Annotated in this window: 29 protein-coding genes; 13 read left to right on the forward strand and 16 right to left on the reverse strand. The window is 64.4% G+C overall.

The window, feature by feature from the left end; genetic code table 11:
* Positions 1-3 precede the first annotated feature (3 nt).
* Complete coding sequence (locus tag ACZI8R_RS08385) at positions 4-1,095, reverse strand: UDP-N-acetylmuramate dehydrogenase (RefSeq protein WP_463379115.1); 1,092 nt, start codon at positions 1,093-1,095, stop codon at positions 4-6.
* A 25-nt stretch (positions 1,096-1,120) separates the two neighbouring features.
* Here ACZI8R_RS08385 and ACZI8R_RS08390 point away from each other — a divergent pair, with 25 nt between their 5' ends.
* From ACZI8R_RS08390 to ACZI8R_RS08400, 3 genes are all read left to right on the forward strand, one after another.
* Entirely contained in the window at positions 1,121-1,618 is a 498-nt protein-coding gene (locus tag ACZI8R_RS08390) for a DUF2505 domain-containing protein (RefSeq protein ID WP_463379116.1), read from the forward strand.
* Between the two features lie 74 nt (positions 1,619-1,692).
* Entirely contained in the window at positions 1,693-2,196 is a 504-nt protein-coding gene (locus ACZI8R_RS08395) for a DUF2505 domain-containing protein (RefSeq protein ID WP_463379117.1), read from the forward strand.
* Between the two features lie 22 nt (positions 2,197-2,218).
* Positions 2,219-3,019: a class I SAM-dependent methyltransferase gene (locus ACZI8R_RS08400; RefSeq protein WP_463379289.1), complete on the forward strand. Its 801-nt coding sequence runs from the start codon at positions 2,219-2,221 to the stop codon at positions 3,017-3,019.
* A 5-nt stretch (positions 3,020-3,024) separates the two neighbouring features.
* Here the strand turns inward: ACZI8R_RS08400 and ACZI8R_RS08405 are convergent, their stop codons facing one another.
* Positions 3,025-3,639 (reverse strand): type IV toxin-antitoxin system AbiEi family antitoxin domain-containing protein, encoded by a 615-nt coding sequence (locus tag ACZI8R_RS08405; protein ID WP_463379118.1) that lies wholly within the window; start codon positions 3,637-3,639, stop codon positions 3,025-3,027.
* Positions 3,640-3,879: 240 nt separating this feature from the next.
* On the opposite strand from ACZI8R_RS08405, the gene ACZI8R_RS08410 reads away from it, so the two are divergent.
* On the forward strand, positions 3,880-4,515 hold the full coding sequence (locus tag ACZI8R_RS08410; protein WP_463379119.1) for an LmeA family phospholipid-binding protein: 636 nt from the start codon (positions 3,880-3,882) through the stop codon (positions 4,513-4,515).
* Between the two features lie 19 nt (positions 4,516-4,534).
* On the opposite strand, the gene ACZI8R_RS08415 is transcribed toward ACZI8R_RS08410, so the two are convergent.
* Together ACZI8R_RS08415 and deoC are read right to left on the reverse strand one after the other, a co-directional pair.
* Positions 4,535-5,971, reverse strand: a complete 1,437-nt coding sequence (locus ACZI8R_RS08415; protein ID WP_463379120.1) for a dicarboxylate/amino acid:cation symporter — start codon at positions 5,969-5,971, stop codon at positions 4,535-4,537.
* A gap of 225 nt (positions 5,972-6,196) precedes the next feature.
* Positions 6,197-6,859 (reverse strand): deoxyribose-phosphate aldolase, encoded by a 663-nt coding sequence (gene deoC / locus ACZI8R_RS08420; protein WP_463379121.1) that lies wholly within the window; start codon positions 6,857-6,859, stop codon positions 6,197-6,199.
* Positions 6,860-6,922: 63 nt separating this feature from the next.
* On the opposite strand from deoC, the gene ACZI8R_RS08425 reads away from it, so the two are divergent.
* Together ACZI8R_RS08425 and purU are read left to right on the forward strand one after the other, a co-directional pair.
* Positions 6,923-7,750: a class I SAM-dependent methyltransferase gene (locus ACZI8R_RS08425; RefSeq protein WP_463379122.1), complete on the forward strand. Its 828-nt coding sequence runs from the start codon at positions 6,923-6,925 to the stop codon at positions 7,748-7,750.
* A gap of 29 nt (positions 7,751-7,779) precedes the next feature.
* Positions 7,780-8,664, forward strand: a complete 885-nt coding sequence (gene purU / locus ACZI8R_RS08430; RefSeq protein WP_463379123.1) for a formyltetrahydrofolate deformylase — start codon at positions 7,780-7,782, stop codon at positions 8,662-8,664.
* A gap of 21 nt (positions 8,665-8,685) precedes the next feature.
* Here the strand turns inward: purU and ACZI8R_RS08435 are convergent, their stop codons facing one another.
* The 7 genes from ACZI8R_RS08435 to ACZI8R_RS08465 form a co-directional block, all read right to left on the reverse strand.
* A complete protein-coding gene (locus ACZI8R_RS08435; protein ID WP_463379124.1) occupies positions 8,686-9,717 on the reverse strand; it encodes an alpha/beta fold hydrolase in 1,032 nt (343 codons plus the stop codon).
* A gap of 26 nt (positions 9,718-9,743) precedes the next feature.
* Complete coding sequence (locus tag ACZI8R_RS08440) at positions 9,744-10,499, reverse strand: MerR family transcriptional regulator (protein WP_463379125.1); 756 nt, start codon at positions 10,497-10,499, stop codon at positions 9,744-9,746.
* Positions 10,499-11,446, reverse strand: coding sequence for an AurF N-oxygenase family protein (locus ACZI8R_RS08445; RefSeq protein ID WP_463379126.1), 948 nt, complete (start codon positions 11,444-11,446; stop codon positions 10,499-10,501). The genes ACZI8R_RS08440 and ACZI8R_RS08445 overlap by 1 nt, the downstream gene beginning before the upstream one ends.
* Positions 11,447-11,596: 150 nt before the next feature.
* Entirely contained in the window at positions 11,597-11,890 is a 294-nt protein-coding gene (locus ACZI8R_RS08450; protein ID WP_463379127.1) for a DUF2516 family protein, read from the reverse strand.
* 116 nt (positions 11,891-12,006) lie between these two features.
* Complete coding sequence (locus tag ACZI8R_RS08455) at positions 12,007-12,822, reverse strand: heparin-binding hemagglutinin (protein ID WP_463379128.1); 816 nt, start codon at positions 12,820-12,822, stop codon at positions 12,007-12,009.
* Positions 12,815-13,300, reverse strand: coding sequence for a helix-turn-helix domain-containing protein (locus tag ACZI8R_RS08460; RefSeq protein WP_463379129.1), 486 nt, complete (start codon positions 13,298-13,300; stop codon positions 12,815-12,817). Before ACZI8R_RS08460 ends, ACZI8R_RS08455 begins: the two co-directional genes overlap by 8 nt.
* Positions 13,301-13,397: 97 nt before the next feature.
* Complete coding sequence (locus tag ACZI8R_RS08465) at positions 13,398-14,669, reverse strand: DUF445 domain-containing protein (protein WP_463379130.1); 1,272 nt, start codon at positions 14,667-14,669, stop codon at positions 13,398-13,400.
* Between the two features lie 128 nt (positions 14,670-14,797).
* On the opposite strand from ACZI8R_RS08465, the gene ACZI8R_RS08470 reads away from it, so the two are divergent.
* The 3 genes from ACZI8R_RS08470 to ACZI8R_RS08480 are packed head-to-tail and all read left to right on the forward strand — an operon-like array spanning position 14,798 to position 16,757.
* Positions 14,798-15,517, forward strand: coding sequence for a TetR/AcrR family transcriptional regulator (locus ACZI8R_RS08470; RefSeq protein ID WP_463379290.1), 720 nt, complete (start codon positions 14,798-14,800; stop codon positions 15,515-15,517).
* Positions 15,518-15,543: 26 nt separating this feature from the next.
* A complete protein-coding gene (locus tag ACZI8R_RS08475; protein ID WP_463379131.1) occupies positions 15,544-15,840 on the forward strand; it encodes a DUF4873 domain-containing protein in 297 nt (98 codons plus the stop codon).
* 56 nt (positions 15,841-15,896) lie between these two features.
* Positions 15,897-16,757 carry a polyphosphate kinase 2 family protein gene (locus tag ACZI8R_RS08480; protein WP_463379132.1) on the forward strand — a complete coding sequence of 287 codons (861 nt, stop codon included), beginning with the start codon at positions 15,897-15,899 and terminating at the stop codon, positions 16,755-16,757.
* A 37-nt stretch (positions 16,758-16,794) separates the two neighbouring features.
* Here the strand turns inward: ACZI8R_RS08480 and ACZI8R_RS08485 are convergent, their stop codons facing one another.
* Both ACZI8R_RS08485 and ACZI8R_RS08490 read right to left on the reverse strand, forming a co-directional pair.
* Positions 16,795-17,016 carry a hypothetical protein gene (locus ACZI8R_RS08485; protein WP_463379133.1) on the reverse strand — a complete coding sequence of 74 codons (222 nt, stop codon included), beginning with the start codon at positions 17,014-17,016 and terminating at the stop codon, positions 16,795-16,797.
* 105 nt (positions 17,017-17,121) lie between these two features.
* Positions 17,122-17,490 (reverse strand): DUF6292 family protein, encoded by a 369-nt coding sequence (locus ACZI8R_RS08490; protein WP_463379134.1) that lies wholly within the window; start codon positions 17,488-17,490, stop codon positions 17,122-17,124.
* Positions 17,491-17,662: 172 nt separating this feature from the next.
* Here ACZI8R_RS08490 and ACZI8R_RS08495 point away from each other — a divergent pair, with 172 nt between their 5' ends.
* A complete protein-coding gene (locus tag ACZI8R_RS08495; protein WP_463379291.1) occupies positions 17,663-18,880 on the forward strand; it encodes a glycosyltransferase in 1,218 nt (405 codons plus the stop codon).
* Between the two features lie 32 nt (positions 18,881-18,912).
* On the opposite strand, the gene ACZI8R_RS08500 is transcribed toward ACZI8R_RS08495, so the two are convergent.
* Positions 18,913-19,308 (reverse strand): STAS domain-containing protein, encoded by a 396-nt coding sequence (locus ACZI8R_RS08500; protein ID WP_463379135.1) that lies wholly within the window; start codon positions 19,306-19,308, stop codon positions 18,913-18,915.
* A gap of 373 nt (positions 19,309-19,681) precedes the next feature.
* On the opposite strand from ACZI8R_RS08500, the gene ACZI8R_RS08505 reads away from it, so the two are divergent.
* Both ACZI8R_RS08505 and ACZI8R_RS08510 read left to right on the forward strand, forming a co-directional pair.
* Positions 19,682-20,110, forward strand: a complete 429-nt coding sequence (locus tag ACZI8R_RS08505; RefSeq protein WP_463379136.1) for an ATP-binding protein — start codon at positions 19,682-19,684, stop codon at positions 20,108-20,110.
* Positions 20,107-20,898 (forward strand): SigB/SigF/SigG family RNA polymerase sigma factor, encoded by a 792-nt coding sequence (locus tag ACZI8R_RS08510; RefSeq protein WP_463379137.1) that lies wholly within the window; start codon positions 20,107-20,109, stop codon positions 20,896-20,898. The genes ACZI8R_RS08505 and ACZI8R_RS08510 overlap by 4 nt, the downstream gene beginning before the upstream one ends.
* Before the next feature lie 7 nt (positions 20,899-20,905).
* Here ACZI8R_RS08510 and ACZI8R_RS08515 read toward each other — a convergent pair whose 3' ends face one another.
* The gene (locus ACZI8R_RS08515; RefSeq protein WP_463379138.1) at positions 20,906-21,466 is read right to left on the reverse strand and encodes a TetR/AcrR family transcriptional regulator; all 561 of its coding nucleotides are present in this window, start codon (positions 21,464-21,466) and stop codon (positions 20,906-20,908) included.
* 79 nt (positions 21,467-21,545) lie between these two features.
* On the opposite strand from ACZI8R_RS08515, the gene ACZI8R_RS08520 reads away from it, so the two are divergent.
* Complete coding sequence (locus ACZI8R_RS08520; protein ID WP_463379139.1) at positions 21,546-21,998, forward strand: anthrone oxygenase family protein; 453 nt, start codon at positions 21,546-21,548, stop codon at positions 21,996-21,998.
* Positions 21,999-22,008: 10 nt separating this feature from the next.
* Here ACZI8R_RS08520 and ACZI8R_RS08525 read toward each other — a convergent pair whose 3' ends face one another.
* The gene (locus ACZI8R_RS08525; RefSeq protein WP_463379140.1) at positions 22,009-23,049 is read right to left on the reverse strand and encodes an NAD(P)-dependent alcohol dehydrogenase; all 1,041 of its coding nucleotides are present in this window, start codon (positions 23,047-23,049) and stop codon (positions 22,009-22,011) included.
* Positions 23,050-23,085: the final 36 nt, after the last annotated feature.

Here is a 23,085-nt window from a genome sequence, read left to right on the forward strand (position 1 = left end):
TGCTCAAATTGAACAGTTGACCGTGACGGGCTCCGGCTCCAAGCGCACACCGAAGGCCGACTCGACACCGTCGCGCACCGAACGTGCCAGCGTCAGCAACTCCTCAGTTGTCGCATTGCCGCGATTGGTGAGCGCCAGGGTGTGTTTGGTGGACAGCCGTGCCGAGGCCGCCTCGTCCGGGTAGCCCTTCACGAATCCGGCACGCTCGATCAGCCAGCCGGCCGACAGCTTGGTGCCTCGCTCTCCCGGGTAGCGCGGCACGCTCACATCGCCGAGCTTCGCCGCGATCGCGGCGAGCACGCCGGGCAGCGCATCATCGGACACCACGGGATTGGTGAAGAACGATCCCGCGCTCCAGGTGTCGTGATCGGCGGGGTCGAGCACCATCCCTTTGCCGCGCCGAAGCTCGAGCACCGCCTCTCGGACCTGCGACGACGGGACGCGCTCGCCTTCCTCGGCCCCGACCGCAGCAGCCAGCTCCTTGTATCGGAGCGGCGCGCTGAGTCCGTCGGCGAAGACGTCGAGTTCGGTGGCGAGGACCAATGCATCCGACGAGTGCTTCAGAACGCTCGTCCGGTAGCCGAGGCCCAGTTCATCGGGCGCCACCCAGCGCACCTCGCCGGTGGTCCGGTCGAGAAGCTGCACCCGCTTGATCATGGAGCCGATCTCGACTCCGTAGGCCCCCACGTTCTGGACCGGCGTCGCTCCCGCCGACCCGGGGATGCCGGACAGGCATTCGAGCCCACCGAGCTGCGCGGCGACGGTTTCCGCCACGACCTCGTCCCACACCGTGCCGGCCTCGACGCCCACGGTGTCGGAGTCCAAGGTCACAGTGGTGTTGGCCACGCGCACCACGACACCGTCGAATCCCGCATCGCCGATCACCAGGTTCGACCCGCCGGCCAGGACGAGCGTCGGCACACCGGCGGAGTCCAGAAGACGCACCACATCGACGAGAACCTGCGTAGTGGGGCATTCGGCGACGAGTGCCGCCGGCCCACCGAGCCGCAGGGTCGTGAACCCCGACAGAGCGAGGTTCTCGGACACGAAAGCGCCCGAATCGACGAGTTGACGGCTGATGCTCACATCCCACACAAACGCAAACGGTAACGTGCCGACCGTGAGCCGACGCATCGACCATTCTTCGAACTACCCGTTTCCCGCCGAACAGGTGCATTCCGCACTGACATCCGAGCAGTACTGGCGTGACCGCCTCGCCGAAGTGGGAGGTGAGGGAGCCACGCTCGACGAGATCACCGTCGGAGACGGAACCATCGCGGTACGGATGACGCAGGCCATCGCCGAGGAGCACCTGCCCAGCATCGTCTCGAAGGTGCGCCCCGGAGATCTCGTCATCAAGCGGTCCGAAACCTGGGCCGGCCTGAACGAGGGCATCGCGACGGGAACCTTCTCCGCGTCCGTCGAGGGGGCCCCCGCCAAGATCAGCGGCACCCAGCGGCTGACGGCCGAAGGCAGCAACTCGACCGTGGAGCTGGAAGGCGAAACCGTCGTGAAGATCCCGATCGTCGGGGGCAAGATCGAATCCGCGATCGCCGACCAGGTTCTTCAGCTGAACGACAAGGAGCGCGAGTTCACGGAGAGCTGGTTGAGCCGCTGAGACGCTGCGCGTCTGAGCGGCTGAGACGCTGCGCGTCTTCGCGGTGACGTGCCGAACCGGTAGCCTTGCCGGTCATGGCCCGTCGCATCGACTACTCAGCCCGCTACAAGTACACCGCAGAACAGGTGTACGGCGCGTTCACGAACCGTGATTACTGGGACACGCGGATCGAAGAGATGCGCAAGTACTCCGAGAACCACATCGAATCGTTCGACGTGTCCGACTCGGGCATCGAGATCGTGCTGCACCACATCCTCCCGCGCTCCGAGCTGCCCGAGGTCGCGCAGGCGGTGATGAAGAAGGACATGGTCATCACCCGCAAGGAGAGCTACTCCGAGTTCGGTGAACCGACCACAGCCAAGTACGAAGCATCGATTCCGGCCGGTCCAGGCAGCCTGACCGGCACCATGGAGCTGTTCTCCACCGACACGGGCTGCACGTTCCGGACGTCGTCCGAAGCCAAGGTGTACCTGCCGTTCATCGGCGGCAAGCTCGAGCAGCTCATGCTCGTGAACCTCATCGATCTGTTCCGCGCCGAGGCCGAGATCACCGAGAACTGGCTCTCCGGGCAGCAGTGAGCGTGCCGGATCCGGTCCGGTGATCGGCACAACTACAAGACCTGCACGTACGACGACCAAACCGATCGGAGTCGTCACTCGCGGAACGACCGGCATCAACCGGCTTCGCCGCTGCGATCGGTGGATGGTGCACGAGCCACTGGTGCAGCGGGCACTTCAGAGAGCCGCCGATCCTCTCGTCGTGGACCTCGGTTACGGCGCCCGGCCGAACACCACCTTCGAGATGGCGGACCGACTGCGCGCGGTCCGAGACGACCGGCGCGTGATCGGCCTCGAAATCGACCCGGGTCGCGTCGTGGCAGCCCGAGACGGCGTCAGCTTCGCGCGCGGCGGGTTCGAGATGGCCGGATTGCGGCCCGTCCTCGTCCGTGCGTTCAACGTCCTACGGCAGTACCCGGAAGAGGCCGTCGCCCCTGCGTGGGAACGCCTGCAGTCGTCGCTCGCGCCGGGCGGACTGCTGGTCGAGGGCACCTGCGACGAACTGGGGCGACGCTGCACGTGGGTACTCCTGAATGCGGAGCGTCCGCTGTCCCTGACGTTCGCATGGGACCCGTTCGCCTCCGAGCGACCGTCCGATCTGGCCGAACGACTACCCAAGGCCCTGATTCACCGCAACGTGCCGGGAGAACGGATCCACGAGTTCCTGAACATCGTCGATCGCGCGTGGGCGACTGCTGCCCCGCACGGTTCGTTCGGTCCGAGGGTTCGGTGGCGGGCCACTCTCGAAATGCTCCAGTCGCAGGGCCTGCCGGTTCGCGTCCAGCGCAGGCCGCTCCGCGACTGCCTGCTCACCGTGCCGTGGGATGTGGTGGCACCGAAGTGACCTGCTCAGGTACAGGTCGTGAGGGCGTGTTCGATGCGGTCTGCCACCGGCGCGGGCCGCGCGGCACACGCTTTGTGAAGCGCGTGTGCATCGAGTCTGCCGATGGCGACTCCGTCTGCGACCACCTCGTCGAGTAGTTCCTGTGAAATGCCACCAGCCGCGAGATCGAGAGCGGTGCATTGCGGGGTGGTGATCCGGATCGGACCGATCTGCTCGCAGTCGTCCGCTCGCACCGACCGCCTGTGCAGCGCCAGTTCGCGCGTCGGGGTCGGCGGGGCCATCACGGTCGAGAAATGGATGAATCTCGGATAGAGGTGCCCGAGACCGTGCAATTCGGCGGCACTCTGATGCGAGACGGCGGCGGCGGTGCCGAACCAGGTGCACCACTTCACAAATGCCTCGAGATCGGTGTGGGGCGCGGCCGCGTCTCGGAACAGATCACGCTCCACGCGCTCCCACGAGCCACGCACCACCTGGGTCCCGAGCATCTCGGCCGTGTATCCGACCTGGATGGCCTGCGCAGCGGTGAAGTAGCCGTCCTGCGATGCGGCGAGTTCTTGCAACGATTTCTCGGCACCCGAATCGCCGCGTTCGGTGTGCGGACTCGACCAACCCGTCATGTCCCCAGATTACGGCTTACATGTGTGATACATCACATTTTGACCGGACGAGTGAGCGAACGATCTCGCATTCACAGAATTTGTTCATAGTTGTCGGGAAGAATCCGGAGAATGTCAGTCCGAACGAACTCCTCATCCGGACGCAATCGCGTTCTTCTGATCGTGATGGTCGTCGTAGCCGCCCTCGTCCTCGCGCTGATCGCCGGCGAACTGTTCGTGCGTCATCAGGTGAAATCGTGCATGGCAAATCAGTTCGAGAGCCAGCTCGGCTCGCAGGTCGACGTCGGCTTGAGCTGGAAGCCCGTGCTGCTGCAAGCGCTCGACAAGAACGTTCCGTACGTCACCATCGACAGTGACGACTCGGCGTTCGGCCCCGCTCAGCAGATGGAGGTGCACGCCCGCGTCGACGACATCCGCATGGAGCAGACCGCCGAGAGCAGCGGCACCATCGGCAGTTCCGAGGCCGACATCCACTGGACCACACAAGGCATCCTCGCCACGCTGCAGGAACAAACCTTCGGCAGCCTGATCAGTGACGTCAAGGCAGATCCCAACGCCGGAACGCTGACGTTCGCGGTCGGCCCCGCGGGTCTCGCGGACATGACCGTCAAGCCGACCGTCGAAGGCGGAACGGTGAAGGTCGAGACTGTGGGCGCGGAAATCCTCGGTTTCGGGCTGCCCACCGACCTCGTCGACGGCATCGTCCAGACCCTGACGGACAGCCTGCAGACGTACCCACTCGGAATGGCTCCGGAGTCGCTCACTGTCACGGACGACGCGATCGACATCTCGCTCCGCGGCGGCAACTACACGATGCCCGCCCAGGATCCGAACGCGCCGCAACCCGAGGACAGCGGCTGCGGCGTGCTCGTCTGACCGGATAGCCGGCGCCGCTCTAGGCCGGCGCCGACACCACTGCCTGTCGATCCTGCGCCGATTCCGGTGCAGGATCGACTGCGTCGGTGACGGTGTCGTCGTCTGCGAACGGGTCGCCGGTGCGAGGTGCGTCGTACAGTTTCCGGTCCAGGATGCCTTCGCGCTTCGCCACGATCGTGGGCACGAGTGCCTGACCGGTCACGTTGACGGCGGTGCGCCCCATGTCGACGATCGGCTCCACGGCGAGGAGCAAACCCACACCCGCGAGCGGCAGACCCAGCGTCGAGAGAGTCAGCGTCAGCATCACCGTCGCGCCGGTGGTACCGGCGGTCGCAGCCGAGCCGATCACCGAGACCACCACGATGAGCACGTAATCGGTGACCGAGAGGTTCAGACCGTAGAACTGCGACACGAAGATCGCAGCGATTGCCGGGTAGATCGCGGCGCAGCCGTCCATCTTGGTGGTGGCACCCAGAGGTACTGCGAACGCCGAGTATTCACGCGGAACGCCGAGGTTCCGTTCGGTGACACGCTGGGTGAGCGGCAGGGTGCCGATCGACGAGCGCGACACGAAGCCGAGTTGCGTGGCCGGCCAGACGCCGGAGTAGAAGCTCCGAACGGACAGTCCGTGCGCTCGAACGAGGATCGGATAGACGACCAGGAAGACGAGGGCCAGGCCGAGGTAGATGGCCGCGGTGAACCAGCCGAGCGAACCGATCGCGTCCCAGCCGTACGTGGCGACGGCGTTGCCGATCAACGCCGCCGTACCGATGGGTGCGAGGCGGATGATCCACCACAGGATCTTCTGCACGATCGCGAGCAGTGAAGCGTTGAGGTTCAGGAACGGTTCCGCCTTCTCGCCGACCTTCAGGGCGGCGATTCCGATGGCAGCGGCGACCACCAGCAACTGCAGGATGTTGAAGCTGAGCGAGGTGGTGGCGGCGCCGTCCTCGACGACGGTCTTCGCGCCGAGACCGAGGAAGTTGTTCGGAACCAGACCCGTGATGAACGCCCACCAGGACCCGCTGCTCGACGGCGCTTCTTCTGCCGCCGAGGTCACGTCGGTGTGGTTACCGGGTTGCACCACGAGTCCGATGACGATGCCGATCATCACCGCGATGAACGCCGTGATCGCGAACCACAGGAGGGTCTGAACTGCGAGGCGGGCCGCGTTGGCCACCTGACGCAGGTTGGCGATCGAACTGACGATCGCGGTGAACACCAGTGGTACGACGGCCACCGTCAAGAGCTTGACGTAGCTCGAACCGATCGTGTCGAGGGTTCCGGTCAACCAGTTGTCGTTGCCGTCCGCGGCCGGAGCCATGGCGCGAGCGACGAGGCCGAGCAGAACACCGACGATCAGGCCGGTGACGATCTGCGGGCCGAATGCGGTTGCCCACTTGGGGATGCGGCGAGAGGTCTTCTCGACCGAGGTGGCCTGGGTGGAGCCTGGCATGGTGTGCCTTTCGTGCGAGCGCGCGCGACGATCGGCCACGCGCGGAAACGAGGGAGGGATTTCCGATACGTGAAACGGTCAGCGCACGCCGACGAAGAGAAAGGGGTGCTGAGCGCTCACGCAGAGCGCGTACAGATGGCGCTCGCCTGCAGGCGAAGGTCGACGAAGCGTCGACTGGTCAGAATCAGCACGTTGGCGACTATACGCCCGTCCGGTTCGGACCGATCAGGCCAGCCCGTCGAGCACGGCGCGGCTACCCGACAGCCCGAGCCTGGTGGCGCCGGCCGCGATCATGTCCAGCGCCGCCTCGGTGGTGCGAATGCCACCACTCGCCTTGACTCCGATGCGGCGGTCGACGGTGCGGGCCAGCAACTGCACTGCGTCGACGGTCGCGCCGCCCGCCGGGTGAAAACCCGTGGACGTCTTCACGAAGTCGGCGCCACCACGCTCGGCGGCCCGGCAGGCACCGACGATCGAATCCTCGGAAAGGGCTGCGGTCTCGAGGATCACTTTCAGGACCGCACCGGCACCGATCGCCTCGCGGACAGTGATGACGTCGGCGAGTACCGCGTTGAAGTCGCCGTCCACTGCGGCACCGACGTCGATGACCATGTCGATCTCTTGCGCGCCCTGCTGAACGGCGAGACGCGCCTCGCTCCCCTTGATCAGCGAGTGATGCTTACCCGATGGAAAGCCGACCACGGCTGCCGTCACCAGGCCATCCGCCGTCACAGGCAACATCGACGGCGATACGCAGACGGCCAGAACACCGAGGTCTCGTGCCTCGGCCACGAGGGCGGCGACGTCGGCGGGCGTGGCCTCGGGCTTGAGCAGGGTGTGGTCGATCATCGCGGCAACCTGGGCGCGACCGGGCGTCGTGTCGGACATGTTTCACAGCTTCGCACAACTACTTCGCAGACTTCTCGCCCCCGCCCGGACTAGCCTCGGCTCATGAGTATCGGTGACGTGTTCGACGAGGCCCGAACCGAATTCGTCCGCCTCGACGGGGCGGTGTGGTCGCCCGCGGGGCAGGCGTTGGCGTATCAACTCCGTATCGCGCCGGGCGAATCCGTTCTGGACGTGTGCTGTGGAGCCGGCGCCTCGGCGCTGCCGGCCGCAGCCGCGGTCGGTCCCACCGGACGCGTTCACGGCATCGACCTGTCCGACGAACTGTTGGAACAAGGCCGCCTCCTCGCCTCCGAGCAAGGGTTGCAGAACATCGACTTCGTGCAGGCGGATGCGACCGAGTGGGAAGCGCCCTCGGACCTTCACACACGCGGGTACGACGTCCTCGCATGCTCGTACGGCGTCTTCTTCCTCCCCCACATGAATTCGGATTTCGCGCGGTTGACGTCACTGGTGCGGCCCGGCGGCCGAATCGGGGTCACCGTGTGGAGGCAGGGTGCGTTGAGCGAGTTCATGAACGCGTTCCTGACCGCTGTCTCCGAGTTTCGTCCGGAATACGGGTCGCCTGAAGACAGGATGAAGACTCTTGCTCCCCTGGACACTCCGGACGGTCTTCGCGATTGGCTGGCCGCCGCGGGAACCACCTCCGTCGAGGTACACGAGCTGTCCAATCTGATTCCCGCGACGCCGGAGTTCGTGTGGGACTTCGCACGCGGCGGCAGTCTTCGTTCGGCCCTCGTCGGCTTGGACGCCGACACCGTGGAGTCGATACGAGTCCGCTATCTCGAACTCCTGGTGGAACGCGCCGTCCACACGATCGATGCGGGCACTCTTATCGGGACAGCGGTCGTCTCGGGCCCCGGCCGCACCTGAGAAACTGCCGTACCTGAGAGACTGTCGGTATGACCGCTCCCACCGGCGACGACCACCGGTTCGTCCTCTCCCTCGGCTGCCGTGACCGAACGGGCATCGTCGCCCGCATCTCCGCCTTCCTCACCGACGTGGGCGGCTGGATCGTAGAGGCGGCGTATCACGCGGATGCGGACAGCGGATGGTTCTTCACCAGACAGGCGATACGCGCGTCTTCGGTGAACATGTCCGCGGACGAGTTGCGCAGGCGGTTCTCGGCGGTGGCCGCCGAACTCGGCCCGGACACGGAATGGTCGCTGCACGACTCCCGCGAACCGAAGCGCGTCGTGCTGCTGGTGAGCAAGGAGGGCCATTGCCTGCACGACCTTCTGGGCCGCGCGGCGGGCGGTGAGCTGCCCGCCGAGATCAGCGCTGTGATCGGCAACCACCCCGATCTCGAGGAGGTCACGCGCAGGCACGGCATCGACTTCCATCACGTCCCGTTCGCCAAGGATCCGGCCGAGCGTGGACCGTCGTTCGAGCGGGTGCGTGAACTCGTCGACTCGCACGACCCGCACGCGGTGGTCCTTGCCCGCTTCATGCAGGTACTCCCCCCGCAATTGTGCGAGCACTGGGCGGGCCGGGCGATCAACATTCACCACAGCTTCCTGCCGTCCTTCGTCGGCGCCCGTCCGTACCACCAGGCCTTCACGCGCGGTGTGAAACTGATCGGCGCCACCTGCCACTACGTGACCCCGGAACTCGACGCCGGCCCCATCATCGAGCAGGACGTCATCCGTGTCGACCATGCCGACGAAGTGGCCGACATGGTCCGACAGGGACGAGATATCGAGAAGCTGGTGCTCTCACGTGGACTGCGCTGGCACCTCGAGGATCGAGTCCTGGTGCACGGCAGCAAGACCGTGGTTTTCAGCTGACTCCGGTGACTCGTTACCGAGTCACAGGGAGGCCAGTCTCGCTATCTCGATGTTCACCGAATCCGGATCCTCGATATTGCTCATGTGTCCCACGTTGGGAAGCACGATCAATCGCTCGAGGTTGCCGGCCTCGTCGAGGGTGTGCGCGAGTCGGCGGGCGTGACCCTGTGGCGTCAATCGATCGACTGTCCCCACCAGGACCGTAGTGGGGACGTCGAGGTTCTCGAGGCCTTCCTTGACGTCGACAGTGCTGAGGGTGGCGCCCCATCCGCCTCGTGAACGCGGGTTGCAACCGCGAACGATCTTGGCGGTGAACGCCAGTTCTTCCTTGCCGATGCTCGGCGAGAAGTTGAGGTACTTGATAACGCTCGTGGTGACGGGGGTATCCACGAAGGGCATCGGGGCGCCGATCACGGCACGCCCAACCGGAACTGGAATCCGTGGGAACCGGCTGGGCAACGGCACCGCCGTGGTTTCCGCGATCAGTCGGTCGCTGGCCGTACTGACGAGCATCGCAGCCTTCGCCAACCGCCGAACCTTCTCGGGATGATGTTGCGCCCAGGACATGACGCTGATGCCACCCATACTGTGGCCCACGATGACGGCCTTCTCGTCGTCCCGCAGGGTCGCGCGAAGCACGGCATCGAGGTCGGCGCCGAGCATGTCCGCACGGAATCGGTTGGTCCCCACAGTGCTCCGGCCGTGCCCCCGGATGTCGTACGCAATGACACGGTAGTTGTCGGCCAGTGCATTGATCTGCGGGTACCAGTATTCGATCGAGCAGGTCCAGCCGTGTACCAGCACGATGGGCTCGCCGTGCTCCGGACCGTACGTATGCACTCGAAGTGCCGCGCCGTCATCGGTGACGACTCGGGACTCGACCATCGGCGCGGTCGGCTCCTGGAACAACGCATTCGGTGCAACGTCGGTCGTGAGAGTCACCGTGCGAGAACGTCGCTGTCTCACTGCCAGCCCGGCCGCCGCGGCGAGCACACCCGCACCGAGAGCAGCCGCGAGAACGCGACCGGGGGTGAAACGAACACTGTCGGACATCGAAACCTCTTGTTTCACTGGAGCTCTCAGCTTGCCTGAGAGTCTTCGGAAGATGCGGCGCCCAGTTGGGCAGCGGCCTTGTGCAGCGCCTTCGCGATCTCTGCTTCCATCGCCTCGGCGAACAACGTACTCACGGTGTCGTGTGCGAGGGGCTTGATCCGATTGACGAGGTTCGCGGCCTCGGTCACCTTCTCCTCGTCGAGGTCGATCTCCTCGCCGTCCTTCGCGAGGTAGCGATCGGCCACCACGGACACGAACCTGGCCGCGACGTCGGCGAGATCACTCCGTACCGCCGCGGTCTGCTCGAGGATGGCCGCCAACGGCATTCCGGATTCGAAGAGAATTTCCGCGGACTTCATCAACTTGGGATTGGTGACGGCGAATTCGTCACCGACCGGGGTGATCACTCCGAGGTCCACACCCAGGGCGATGTTGTCGTCGGTCGTCTCGTCGTCGAACTTCCGGCGTAGTTCGTCCATCGACACTCGAGGGCTTCGGCCACCCAGGTTCCACAGGACACCCGGATCATCGTTCTCGAGAACGTCTTTCACCTCCAGCCCGTACTGCGCGGCCGTGAGGAGTTCACTGATGGTGACGAACGTGTACCCACGATCGAGCATCCGCCCGATCAGTTCGAGTCGGGTCAGATGGTCGTCGTTGTACCAGCCGGTGCGCCCCACCTTGCGCGGCGGCGGCAGCAATCCGCGGTCTTGGTACACGCGCACATTGCGGACACTGACGCCGGAGGCGCGCGCGAGATCGTCGATTCGATACTCGTCCATCAGATGATGTGTGCGCGGCGCAGCATCAGCTTCGACGGGCCGCCCACCAGGCCGACCTCGTCGAGGAACGCCACCGTCCTTGCACTGCCGGCACGAACCTTGTCGTGATAGTGGGAGTTGGCCTTGGCTGCTTTGACAGCCTCGTCCACGTCCAGGCCCGCTGCCGCGTACACGTTCTTGTTCACGAGACTGGTGACCACGAAGTATGCGGTGACACCGAGGGCCAGGCGAACCCGGGCCCGCGTGAACCAGGTCGCGTTGCGGAGCCGGCGGACCGTCTCTTCTCGGGCAAACCTGATGTGCCGCGCTTCCTCGAGCACGTGAATCTTGCTGACGGTGCGCGTGACCGGCTGCACGCGATCGTCGCGCATGAAGTCACGTTGCATCATGTCGAGGATTTCCTCGGCGAAGAGGGTGCCGCCGTAGGCGAGCGAGCCGGTGGCGGTCGCCTTGAAGAGTCGGGCACTCTGCCTTATCCACCGCTTCGGCTGATAGGACGGGATTCCGAAGTTCTGCGCCGACCGCGCGAACATCGTCGAATGTCGACATTCGTCGGCGATCTCGGTCAGTGCGAACTGGAAGTGCGGGGTGGCGGGGTCGTGCGAGTAGATGTCGCGCAGCAGCATCTGCATGAGGATCATCTCGAACCAGATGCCGGTTCCTGCAACGCTCGCCGCTTCGTGCTTGGTGAGGGTGACGCGCTGCTCGTGCGTCATGTCGTCCCACATCTGCGTGCCGTAGAGGCTGCACCACTCGGGAGTCATGCCGTACAGGTCGTCCGGTATCGGCGCATCCCAGTCGATCTCGACTCGGGGGTCGTACGACTTGCGGGCCGCGGAATCGAGCAGTCTCGTCGCGGTCTCCTGACGATCTCCGGCCTTGGCGAGGCGTGACGGCGCACGGCCGCCACTGCGAACATCCGGCTCGTAATCGTGAGCTGTGGACATATCGAACTTCCTCCCTGGTGAAGTTGATTACCACACTAGCATTGTCACAATGAATATTGTCATCATTTTGGGTGACAATCTGCCGGGCACTCGCTTTGATGAAGGACTGCCTGGTCAGGGAGTGAATTCGGCGATCATTCGATCATCGAACTACCAGCGGGGGCCCCGCTGGATGTCGTCGACCCGCGGGCGAACGTCCACGAGATACACGCACACGGCCACGATCGCGACGATGCCGAGCAGTTGAACGCCGGAGAACGCCAACAACACGACGAAGGCGACCGCGAGGATGGTCAGCCAGATCGGCTTGCTCAGCTTGTCGACGGCCGTGAAGGCGTCTTTGCGCTGGCGAGCGGCATGGAACAGCGCGTAAGCGGCGGCACCCAGGGCAACTACCTGAATGACGAGCAGAATTGTCCGAACGATCCCGTCGACTTGAATCACGCAACCATCCTACGAGATGTCCGGATTGTTCATTCTGCCGCGCTGACGACGACGGCGGCCCCACACCTCGAGAGTGTGGAGCCGCCGTCGGTCCGAAGATTCGAGCGATCCGAAGATCAAGCCTTCTTGGCCGGAGCCTTCTTCGCGGGAGCCTTCTTGGCAGGCGCTGCCTTCTTGGCCGGAGCTGCAGCCTTGGCAGGCGCGGCCTTCTTGGCGGGAGCCTTGATGGGGGCCTGCTTGGCGGCCTCCGCGGTGCGGCTCTTGGCCTCGGTCACACGAGCCGCAGCGTCCTTGGACGCGGTGTCGGCCTGGTCACCGAACTCGAGGACTCGCTGTGCAGCGTCGTCGCCGGCACCCGAGATGGTCTCTCCGACCTCGCCTGCGGTGTCGGAGATACGGCCGGCCGCACGGCCGGCGAACTTCGCGGCCTGCTCGCCGACGGAGCGCGTCTGGCGTGCAACGGTGCCGAGAGCATCCTCGGTGAGTTCGACAGCATCGCCGAATGCGGACTCCGCGCGTCCGATGCCGTCCTCGACGCCGGGCTGCTTGCGGATGCGCTCGACCGTGTCCTCGCCGCGCTCGGCAAGCGAGGTGTACAGGTCGGAAGCAACCTTCAGGTACGCCTCGGCAACCTTGCGCAGCTCTTCCGGCGTGAACTTCTCGCGCAGCTCGGCAAGCTCTTCGGGCAGCTCGGAAGGCAGACCGTTGAGACGGTCACGCAAGCCCTCCACGCCCTCGAAGACGTCACCCTGCAGGCCGGCGAAGCGCTCGCGAGCTTCCTCGACGCGCTCGTTCACGTCGCCCTGAGTGGACTCTGCGCGCTCACGAACCTGTGCCACCACGTCTGCGACGGCCTGGACGACGACGTCGCCGGCGCCGACTGCGGCGTAGATGGAGGTGCGAACGTTGTCGACTGTTTTCTGATCAGTCATCGGTATTCTCCTGTTCGAAGTGCTGAATGTCTGGGGTCTGAGCGTCGGGCACACGCGGAGCCGCGGCCGACGGGTTCGACTCGTCGGGTCGGGTCGGATCGTTCTCACGACAGAACGATTCGTAGATCTCGAGCAACACCTGCTTCTGCCGCTCGGTGATTGCGGTGTCCGCCAGCAGTGCGTCGCGGACGGGTCCGTGTGGGCGCTCCTCGAGATAACCCGCTTGGACGTACAGGACCTCCGATGACACTCGGAGACCCTTTGCGATCTGCGCGAGCACTTCCGCCGAAGGCTTGCGCAACCCACGCTCGATCTGGCTGAGATACGGATTGCTGACACCGGCGAGTTGCGCGAGTTGCCTCATCGAAACCTGCGCGGCCTCACGCTGCGAGCGAATGAATCCGCCGATGTCGTGTGCCGCGGATCCGACGACGCGCGCAGCGATGTCACCGGCGCCGTTTCGGTCTTCGGTCGACATCAGCTCTCCGCCTCCTTTGTGGGTGATTACAAAGGTAAAGGAGGGTGCTAACAATTGCAAGCACTTGAGTTAGCACCCGGCGAACGGTGCCCGAACGTCAGCCGAACAGCAGGGTCGAGATCGTGTAGATGGCCAGACCGGCAATCGACCCGACGACGGTGCCGTTGATTCGGATGAACTGCAGATCTCGGCCGACCTGGAGTTCGATCTTCTGACTCGCTTCCTCTGCGTCCCAGCGCTCGACCGTGTCGGTGATGAGTCCGGTGACTTCGTCCGCATAGTTGACGACGACGTACTCGGTTCCTGCGAGCACCCAGCCGTCGACCTTCGTGCGGAGGTCGTCGTCGTCCCGCAGACGTTCACCGAGGTTCACGACGTTCTCGGCCACCTTGGTGCGCAACGTGCTGTTCGGATCGTCCACGGACTCGAGGATCAATCGCTTCGCCACCTGCCACGTCGCGGCTGCCAGACCTGTGACCTCTTCGCGGCCCATGATCTCGGCCTTGATCTTCTCGGCCTTCTCCATCGTCGAGGGATCGTTCTGCAGGTCCTCGGCGAACTCCACGAGGAACTTGTTGGCCGCCTGCCTGACCTCGTGTTCCTTGTTGGAGCGCACCTTCCAGGTGAACTCGACGAGCTCGCGGTGAATCTTCTCGCCGAGCATCGAGTCCACGAACTTGGGTGACCAGGTCGGCGAGTCCCGGCTCACCACTCGGTCGATGGTCTCCTGACTGCCGAGTGCCCACTGGTGTGCTCGCTCGGCGAGCAGATCCAGAATCGGCAACTGTCGGTTCTCACGCAGTAGTTCTGCCAGAACCCGTCCGATGGGCGGACCCCACTGCGGCTCCGCCAGCCTGCGCACGATGGTGCTGTCGATGATCTGCTGCACGTCCTCGTCGCGCAGTACCTCTACGAGGCCACGCAGAATGGTGGACGTCTCGGCTGCCACTCGGGCGGCATGATCGGGCTGCGCCATCCAGGTACCCACCCGCAATGGAATCTGCGCGCCTCGCACCTTCTCCGACACGACCTCGGGTGCCAGGAAGTTGTCGCCGACGAAACTGCCGAGGCTCGCTCCGAGTTGGTCCTTCTTTCGTCGGATGATCGCCGTGTGCGGAATCCGTAACCCGAGCGGATGACGGAACAGCGCGGTGACCGCGAACCAGTCCGCCAGCGCACCGACCATTCCGGCCTCGGATGCAGCACGCACGTATCCGACCCATTCGCCGGCGCCGCGCGACTCCTGCCAACGGCAGAGAAGGTAGACGGCGGACGCGAACAGCAGGAAGCCGGTCGCCAGTGCCTTCATCTTGCGAAGATCACGGCGCTTGGCATCGTCGTCGAGTGCAGACAGGGTCAATTGAGACACGTCGACCATTCTGCCGAACGCTGCCGCGTATCGGCCGCAATCTGTGACCGAGCACCCGTCGTTGTGTACGCACACTAAGGTGAAAGCGGACCGACCACATTAAGGATCGTGAACAGGTGACCGAGCCGATGACCAAGGCCGAGAACGCGGAGAAGACCGAGAAGCCCGACGGCCGGAAGCGTCGCTGGCGCGAGCACAAGATCGCGCGGCGCGAAGAATTGGTCGACGGCACCATCGCCGCGATTCGCCTTCGCGGTCGCGAGATCGGCATGGACGAGATCGCCTCCGAGATCGGTGTCTCCAAGACCGTCCTGTACCGCTATTTCGCGGACAAGAGCGACCTCACGAACGCAACGATGGTGCGGTACGTCGAGACGATCCTCGCCCCGCGAATCTATGTGGCGATCGGCGGCGACCTGAACGAGTACGAGCTCACCGAGGCCACCGTCAGCGCTTACGTCGAGACGGTCGCAGCGGACCCCGAGCTGTACCTGTACGTGATGGCGAACAGTTCGGGTGCCGGACACGACGTGGTCGCCGATTCGGAGCGCATGATCGCCGAACTTCTCTCCACCGTCCTCGGCGAGCGACTTCGGAACATGGACATGGACTCCGGCGGTTCGGTGCCGTGGTCGTACGGCATCGTCGGCAGCGTGCAACTCGCCACCCACTGGTGGATTTCCAACCGCTCGATGTCCGCCGAGGATCTGATCAGCTACCTCACGATGATGATCTGGGGAGGCATTTCGGGTATCGCCTCGGTCAACGGATCGCCGGCCCGCTTCCGCTCGACACCGCATCCGCTCGTCGACGGCTCGGCGAACGAACCAGAAGACCCTGTTGTGTAACTACTCGTAACAGGTACCTTCGATGAGTGAGCGAACCCGAAGTAGAGGGCTACAGCGGACCTGCAGAAGTCACAGTCGGCGACCACGGCACTGTCACCGCGGACGTGCAGTTGGCGGGCAACCTCGAACCGATCAGCGGTCGATACGTGTGGCACGGCCGGATCCGGAAATTGACCGAGATCCTCGGCGCCGAGGTGCCGAACAACACCGTCCTCACGATCGCCACCCCCGACGGTTGTGGCGACGCGAAAATCACCGGACTGGACCTCTGGGGCAGCCATCTGGTGGACGGAACCACGCAGCCGCCGTTCGAGCACGCCTGAGCACTTCGTGCTCCGGAGCACGACCCGGAGTCGCCGCGGTGTGGCAGGGTTCGAACATGGGAAAGAACGCGAAGAAACTCTGGTCCACTCCGGCAACGAAGATCCTGCGCGCCGACCCGGATTCACCGATCGCCGAACTCGACACGCACAGCACACCCGGATTCAAGGGCAAGAAGTCCGACGGCACGAAGCAACTCGAAGCCCGGGGCCAAGTTCTGTCCGACCTTCAGGAACTGCTGTACGCCAACGGACGCTCGGGTGACACTCGCTCCGTCCTGCTGGTACTCCAAGGCATGGACACCTCCGGGAAGGGCGGCATGGTCCGTCACGTCATCGGTCACGTGGACCCGCAGGGCGTCGATCATGCGTCGTTCGGCGTACCCACCCAGAACGAGAAGCGTCACCATTTCCTGTGGCGCATCAACAAGGCGCTGCCCCGTGGCGGACAGTTGGGCGTGTTCGATCGCTCCCATTACGAGGATGTACTGGTCGCCAGGGTGCACAACCTCGTTCCCAAGAAGGTCTGGAACGGCCGATACAAGGAGATCAACCAGTTCGAGAAGGAGCTGGTCGAGAACGGCACGACCATCATCAAGGTTGCAATGTTCGTTTCGCTCGACGAGCAGAAGGAGCGGTTGAAGGAGCGCCTCGACCGACCCGACAAGTACTGGAAGTACAACCCGGGTGATGTCACCGAGCGTGAATTCTGGCCCGAGTACCAGAAGGCCTACCAAGCCATGCTCGACCGAACCGACACCGACCACGCACCGTGGTACGTCGTTCCGTCGGATCGTAAGTGGTACAGCCGGATCGCCGTCACGGAACTCTTGATCGACGCACTGCAGGGTCTCGATCTGGAGTGGCCCGAGGCCGACTTCGACATCGACGAGGAGAAGGGCCGACTAGCAGAGTCGTGATCCGGCACCGACTCGCAGAGTCGTGATCCGGCACCGCTCAGAACAAGTGCGGCGATTCCTGGTGCGTCTTGTGGTCGTGACGTACCGTGCCGCCGATGGTCGCCATCGCCAGCGCAACCGCGACCACACCGACGGATCCGGCGATGATCGCCCATCCGCCGTGGCCCGACCCCGCTGCGACGAGGAACGAGCCGAGCGACACCACGGCCACCAGAATCAGGCCGAATCCGAACCAAGCGGCGAAGAGATTGAGTTTCATCACCACTCACCTCACCCTTCGAGGATGTGCAGTCCCGAGGGACCGACTCAGTTGAATGCCTTCGACGAAGGGGGAAACCGACTTCGATGAAAGCTTGACACGACGCTACGCCCGCCCGTGCGGCTCGACAAGGTTCGCGAACTCGCCGACCACCGAAGGAGCCGGCATACGAACACCGCCGAGCTCTCGAACGATGATCAGATCCTCCCCGGATCGGGTCTCGACGGCGAGCGCCCACCCGAGTTCTTCTTCCCACACGAGCGCGACGTCGCGGCCCGGATGATCAGGCAGCCGGCCCTCGACCTGCAGCACTGCCTCCATCGGCGGATCGGTACTGCAGCACCATTTTTCGATAGGAACCCCGAGTTCCCGAACCACCGCGCGAATGTATCCGCCGAACCCCGCAATGTTGCCAGGGTCCTCGATCACGGTCTGCGTCATCTCGTCTCCCTCACGCCGATCTCCATCGATCATGCCCGAAATACTTTCTGCGAAACACCGTGCCGAGTCCGGTCGTTGTCTCGATCGGTTTACAAAACGATTGCGGGGGAATCCCCGAGACATGACCACGCCGAGACGCACACCCCGATCGAGCACGTGTGGCGGCGATGCGCCTCGGCCCGCCTCACAGGGCAACGTCAAGCCGCTGACGATCTCGATGGTGTCCGAACATGCGAACCCGCTGGCGAAGGAGGGGGACGACGGCTTCGACGGGCAGAGCAGACACGTTGCAGAGTTGTCCGCGGCTCTGGTTCGCGCAGGTAACGACGTCACCGTGTACACGCGACGTGATCGTAACGACGCCCCCGATCGGGTAACGACGGATGCGGGCTACACCGTCGTCCACGTACCGGTCGGCCCGCCGAGCTACGTCCCCAAACACGAAATTCTGCCTCTCATGGGGACATTCGGGAGCTTCCTGGAGTCGCAGTGGGAGCAGTCACGGCCCGACATCGTGCACGCTCACTTCTGGATGTCCGGAATCGCAACGCAGTTGGCGGCGCGGATGCTCGCAATCCCTACGGTGCAGACCTTCCACGCCCTCGGCGTGATGGAGCACCGCTTCAACGTCGACACCACGCCCAGCCCACCGAGCCGCATTCGACTCGAGCAGTTGATCGCGCGCGGCGCCACGCGCGTGGTCGCCACCAGCACCGAGGAGGTCTTCGAGCTCGCACACCAAGGCCTCCCCCGCTCACGGACGTCCGTGGTGCCGTGCGGCGTGGATGTCGCCGCCTTCACCCCGGATGGGCCCAGAGCGAAGCGGGCGATGCCCCACCGATTGGTAATGGTCGGAAACCTCACGCCCAACGAGGGATTCGAGACCGCGATCGACGCTCTGGTGCATCTGCCTCACACCGAACTCGTGATCGGCGGCGGTCCCCTCCCACGACAGGTCGCGCACGCCCCCGAGGCTCGCCGGTTGTACGCGAGAGCCGACGCACTCGGCGTTCGCGATCGCGTTCACATCATCGGGAACGTGCATGCCAAGGATTTACCGGCGCTGTTGAGGTCGGCCGACGCTGTGGTCAGCCTGCCGTGGTACGAACCGATCGGTCTCATCGTGCTCGAGGCGATGGCCTGTGGCACACCGGTTGTCGCGGCCGCAACGGGCGGCATGCGCGACACCGTGGTCGACGGGATCACCGGTCGCCTCGTGTCCTCGCGTAACCCTGCTCGACTCGCGGACACCATTCGCCAACTGTTCGACGACGAAGTACGCAGAGCCGGCTTCGGTGTGGCGGGGGCCGACCGGGCGAGGGCGAGATACTCGTGGGACAGGATCGGCGCGGACACCTTGAGGGCCTACGGTTGGTGTGTCGCAGCACCCCCACGCACCACACGCGCCACATCGCATCTCTGACAACGTCGCTCGAATATCAGGCGATCAGGCGATCAGGCGATACGAGTGCCCCACGACCCGAGCGCACCCTCCAACGAAGGGTAGGAGGGAAAGGCAGAGTCGAGTCCGGCAGCGTGCAGCAGACGCTGGACCGGTCGGCCGCAGATCATCGCCCACGTCTTCTGGGTCTTCGCTCGCTCCTCGTTGACAGCGCGAAGGACGTCCAGCCCCGCGGTCCCGAAGAACTCCACCCTGGACATGTCGATGATCAAGCGCCCGACGTCGGCACCCACCCGCCGTGCCCACACCCCGAACTCGGGGGCACTGAACAGGTCGATGTCACCGCCCACCTCCAGCACGACCACATGTGAGGTGATCTGCTGCGCACCGAACGTCGCATTGGAATACGTGGCCCTCGAACATTCAGGTATCCCCGGAACAACAGTCATAGCCCAACCCATCTCGAGACGACTTCCAGCGACTGCAGTAGACGCGATTCCACCCTCCCGAGTGCTTTCAGCATTCACCGCTGGCCGCCGCACAATTTCCCGACCGGTTTGTGTGATCAACCCGCCGTCGACCCTACGCCTTTGTGACATGTGCCACAAGATCGAGATCTTGTCCCGCCCAGGTCAGAGTATCTTTTCGCGCTGCTAAGTACCGAACTGTCGGTTTACCGTTACTTCATTCACAGGTTTACCGTTACCTCGAATGCGGGTAACCGGATCCCGTGGTTGTCATTTCGCCCCTCAGGGGCACACAGGATGGCTACCCTGTCTTGCGGTACCCGCCTGCAGCAGGAACGACCGAGCCGGAGATCTCATGGCAAACGTCAAGACGATAGAGCCCGACCAGGACTACGCACACCCAGTCGTCGAACTGCGGATACGTGCAACCCCCGATCAGTTGTCGGTGCTTCGCGCACTCGCGGCAGCGATCGCCATTCACGAGGACTTCGATCTGGACTCCATCGCCGACATCAAACTCGCGATGGACGAAGCCTGCACCTATCTGATCGTTCGATCCACACCGGAAGCCGTTCTGGTGTGTCGTCTTCAGTATTCCAACAATGCACTGCGCGTTGAGGTCTCGACCACGACTGCTGCGTGGGACGACGCTCGTGACAACTCGTTCGGTTGGCACGTGCTGAACGCACTGACCGACTCCATCGACATGACTCGAGAGCCCGACGCCAGCGGTGGGTCGATCACCACGATCGAGTTCGTCAGATCGAAGGGCATTCATTCGTGAAGCCCGCAGGGGGAGAACATATTCGGACGAAGTGGCCGGACGAGTACAAAGACGTCAAGGCCATGTTCGAGGAATTGGAAACCTTCTCTCCCGACGATCCGGCGCGCAGAAGGCGCCGCGATGCTCTCGTCACTCGGTGTCTCCCCCTCGCAGAACACATCGCCCGCCGCTTCGACGGACGCGGCGAAGCCCACGACGACCTCGTTCAGGTTGCCAGACTCGGCTTGGTGAACGCCGTGGACCGGTTCGACGTCACCCGCGGATCCGACTTCGTGTCCTTCGCCGTGCCCACGATCATGGGCGAGGTTCGCAGACATTTCCGCGACACCGGCTGGGCCGTACGGGTGCCGCGCCGAATGAAGGAAATCCACCTCGCGCTGGGCCAAGCCACCAGCGAACTGTCGCAGCGACTCGGGCATGCCCCGACCGTGAGCGAACTCGCCTCCGCACTCGACATCTCCCCGGAGGACGTGGCGCAGGGACTGCTCGCCGGCAACGCGTACCAGACCGTCTCGGTCGACAACACCTCTTCGGACCGGCCGGGCGAGGTGTCCATGCTAGAAACCCTGGGCGACTACGACACGGCCATCGAGGACGTCGACAACCACGAGACCCTCAGGCCGCTCCTCGATTCACTACCCGAACGCGAACGAACCGTTCTCCTCCTCCGGTTCTTCGGAAACATGACACAGACCCAGATCGCACAGCAGGTCGGAATCTCGCAGATGCACGTGTCACGGCTCCTCGCGAAGACACTCACCCTGCTACGCGAGCACCTCGACAACTGAACTTTCTCTACCGAGTACCGAACCGCCGCGCGAGCTCACCGACGCGGTGTCCACGATGCTCGGCGCGCATCCGTCCCGCAGCCTCCAACAGGCTGATGCCGTGTAGCGCTCCCCACAACACCTCGGTCGCCGTGCCGTCACCGTCGTCGATCACATCGGCGAGCGCATCGAACGCAGAGCGCAGCTCCGTCTCGTTGTCGTCTTGCGCGAACCGCGCCTCGATCGGCAGCTGGAACATCGCCTCGTACAGCGCTGGGTGAGCGGACGCGAACTCGAGGTACGCCACAGCTGCCGCCTCGACCGCCTTCGTACCACGCTTGCGCGCCACCGCAGCGTGGCACTCTTGCGCCAGCTCTGCGAATCCCTCGAGTGCGACAGCCCGCATGATCTCGACCTTCCCGCCCGGAAAGTGTCCGTAGAGAACCGGCTGAGTGAAGCCGATCGAGGCCGCAAGGTGGCGAGTGGTCACCGCGGACCACCCGTCGGTATCGGCCCGCGCGCGGGCGGCGTCCAGAATCTGCCGACGTCGTTCGTCGCTGCGGCGCTGTCGAATCTCCGAGTCGGCCACGTCTACTCCTTGCGGTCGGATGAATCACGGCCTACATTAGCATTGCTAGATTTTCTAGCGTCGCTAGATTGGAGTGGTCATGACACAGGTTCTCGCCGTTGTCACTGCGACGGTCGTCGGACTGATGGTGGGGGTGGAGTTCGCCGTCGCCTTCGTCGTCAATCCGATCTTGTTGCGACTCCCCGCAGGCCCAGCGCTCGAGGCGCGCGCCGACGGGGCACGCATGCTCGGTCGGCTGATGCCCTTCTGGTACTTCGGCTCGCTCGCGCTGACGGCCGCCCTCGCGGCCGTCACCTGGGGTGAGCCGCCCGCGCCACCCGCAGCCATCGCAGCAATCCTCCTGACGATCAGCGTCGTCCTGTCGATCGCACTGCTCGTCCCGATCAACAACCGCTCGGCGACGTGGACGGCGGACGATCACCCGAGCGACTGGCGAGAGCAGCAACAGCGCTGGGACCGCCTGCACTACGTCCGAGTCGGGATCATCGTCGCGGGATTCGTGCTCGTACTCGTCGCCGGCACTTCCACCTGACCGAGCCGGATCAGATGGTCGCGGTGTCGATCACGAACCGGTAGCGAACGTCGCTCGCGATAACGCGCTCGTACGCGGAATCGATGTCGTCCGCAGCGATCACCTCGATCTCTGCGCCGATGCCGTGCTCGGCGCAGAAGTTCAGCATCTCCTGAGTCTGCGCGAGCCCACCGACCATCGACCCGGCAAGGCTGCGACGGTTCGCCGCGAGACTGAACGCGCGCACCTCGATCGGCTTCTCGGGAAGACCCAATTCGACGAGAGTTCCGTTGATGGCCAGCAACGACATGTAGGCATCGATGTCGAGGTTGACCGACACCGTGTTCAGAACGAGGTCGAATCGTCCGCGCAATTCCTCGAAGGTTGCCGGATCACTCGTTGCGTAGTAGCCGTCGGCACCGAACCTGCGACCGTCCTCCTGCTTACTCAGTGACTGACTCAGCACCGTCACCTCGGCGCCCATCGCGTGGGCGATCTTCACACCCACGTGGCCGAGACCGCCCATGCCGATGACGGCAACCTTCTTGCCCGGCCCAGCGCCCCAGTGCGCCAGCGGCGAATAGAGGGTGATTCCCGCGCACAACAGCGGTGCCGCGACATCCAGACCGAGGCCGTCGGGGATGGCGACGACGAAGCGTTCGGTCACCACCACGTGCGTCGAGTACCCGCCCTGCGTCCGCTCACCGTCACGGCCGCGCGAGTTGTAGGTAGCGGTGACCCCCTGGACGCAGTACTGCTCCTCGTCCGCACGGCACGCCTCGCACTCACCGCACGAATCCACGAAACAGCCGACGCCGACTCGGTCCCCCACCTGATGCTTCGTGACGTCGGATCCGACCGCGGACACGACCCCGGCGATCTCGTGGCCGGGCACCACCGGATAGCGAGTGCCGCCCCACTCGTTGCGCGCAGTGTGAATGTCCGAGTGGCAGATGCCGGCGAACTTGATGTCGATCAGGATGTCGAGCGGTCCGAGATCACGACGTTCCAGCGTGGTCTTCTCGAATGCGGAGTCGGCGGACGTGACAGCGTATGCAGCGGCGGTAACCATGCATACATATTTACTCTTTCTCGTCCGCCGACGCAG

The organism is Rhodococcus huquni, assembly GCF_055231055.1.

Coding starts and splice junctions, on each gene's coding strand:
- ACZI8R_RS08395 (WP_463379117.1), top strand. CDS start 1,693: ATGGCCCGTCGCATCGACTACTCAGCCCGCTACAAGTACACCGCAGAA.
- ACZI8R_RS08405 (WP_463379118.1), bottom strand. CDS start 3,639: ATGACGGGTTGGTCGAGTCCGCACACCGAACGCGGCGATTCGGGTGCC.
- ACZI8R_RS08410 (WP_463379119.1), top strand. CDS start 3,880: ATGGCAAATCAGTTCGAGAGCCAGCTCGGCTCGCAGGTCGACGTCGGC.
- ACZI8R_RS08415 (WP_463379120.1), bottom strand. CDS start 5,971: ATGCCAGGCTCCACCCAGGCCACCTCGGTCGAGAAGACCTCTCGCCGC.
- deoC (WP_463379121.1), bottom strand. CDS start 6,859: ATGTCCGACACGACGCCCGGTCGCGCCCAGGTTGCCGCGATGATCGAC.
- ACZI8R_RS08425 (WP_463379122.1), top strand. CDS start 6,923: ATGAGTATCGGTGACGTGTTCGACGAGGCCCGAACCGAATTCGTCCGC.
- purU (WP_463379123.1), top strand. CDS start 7,780: ATGACCGCTCCCACCGGCGACGACCACCGGTTCGTCCTCTCCCTCGGC.
- ACZI8R_RS08435 (WP_463379124.1), bottom strand. CDS start 9,717: ATGTCCGACAGTGTTCGTTTCACCCCCGGTCGCGTTCTCGCGGCTGCT.
- ACZI8R_RS08440 (WP_463379125.1), bottom strand. CDS start 10,499: ATGGACGAGTATCGAATCGACGATCTCGCGCGCGCCTCCGGCGTCAGT.
- ACZI8R_RS08445 (WP_463379126.1), bottom strand. CDS start 11,446: ATGTCCACAGCTCACGATTACGAGCCGGATGTTCGCAGTGGCGGCCGT.
- ACZI8R_RS08455 (WP_463379128.1), bottom strand. CDS start 12,822: ATGACTGATCAGAAAACAGTCGACAACGTTCGCACCTCCATCTACGCC.
- ACZI8R_RS08460 (WP_463379129.1), bottom strand. CDS start 13,300: ATGTCGACCGAAGACCGAAACGGCGCCGGTGACATCGCTGCGCGCGTC.
- ACZI8R_RS08470 (WP_463379290.1), top strand. CDS start 14,798: ATGACCAAGGCCGAGAACGCGGAGAAGACCGAGAAGCCCGACGGCCGG.
- ACZI8R_RS08480 (WP_463379132.1), top strand. CDS start 15,897: ATGGGAAAGAACGCGAAGAAACTCTGGTCCACTCCGGCAACGAAGATC.
- ACZI8R_RS08485 (WP_463379133.1), bottom strand. CDS start 17,016: ATGAAACTCAATCTCTTCGCCGCTTGGTTCGGATTCGGCCTGATTCTG.
- ACZI8R_RS08490 (WP_463379134.1), bottom strand. CDS start 17,490: ATGATCGATGGAGATCGGCGTGAGGGAGACGAGATGACGCAGACCGTG.
- ACZI8R_RS08500 (WP_463379135.1), bottom strand. CDS start 19,308: ATGACTGTTGTTCCGGGGATACCTGAATGTTCGAGGGCCACGTATTCC.
- ACZI8R_RS08505 (WP_463379136.1), top strand. CDS start 19,682: ATGGCAAACGTCAAGACGATAGAGCCCGACCAGGACTACGCACACCCA.
- ACZI8R_RS08520 (WP_463379139.1), top strand. CDS start 21,546: ATGACACAGGTTCTCGCCGTTGTCACTGCGACGGTCGTCGGACTGATG.
- ACZI8R_RS08525 (WP_463379140.1), bottom strand. CDS start 23,049: ATGGTTACCGCCGCTGCATACGCTGTCACGTCCGCCGACTCCGCATTC.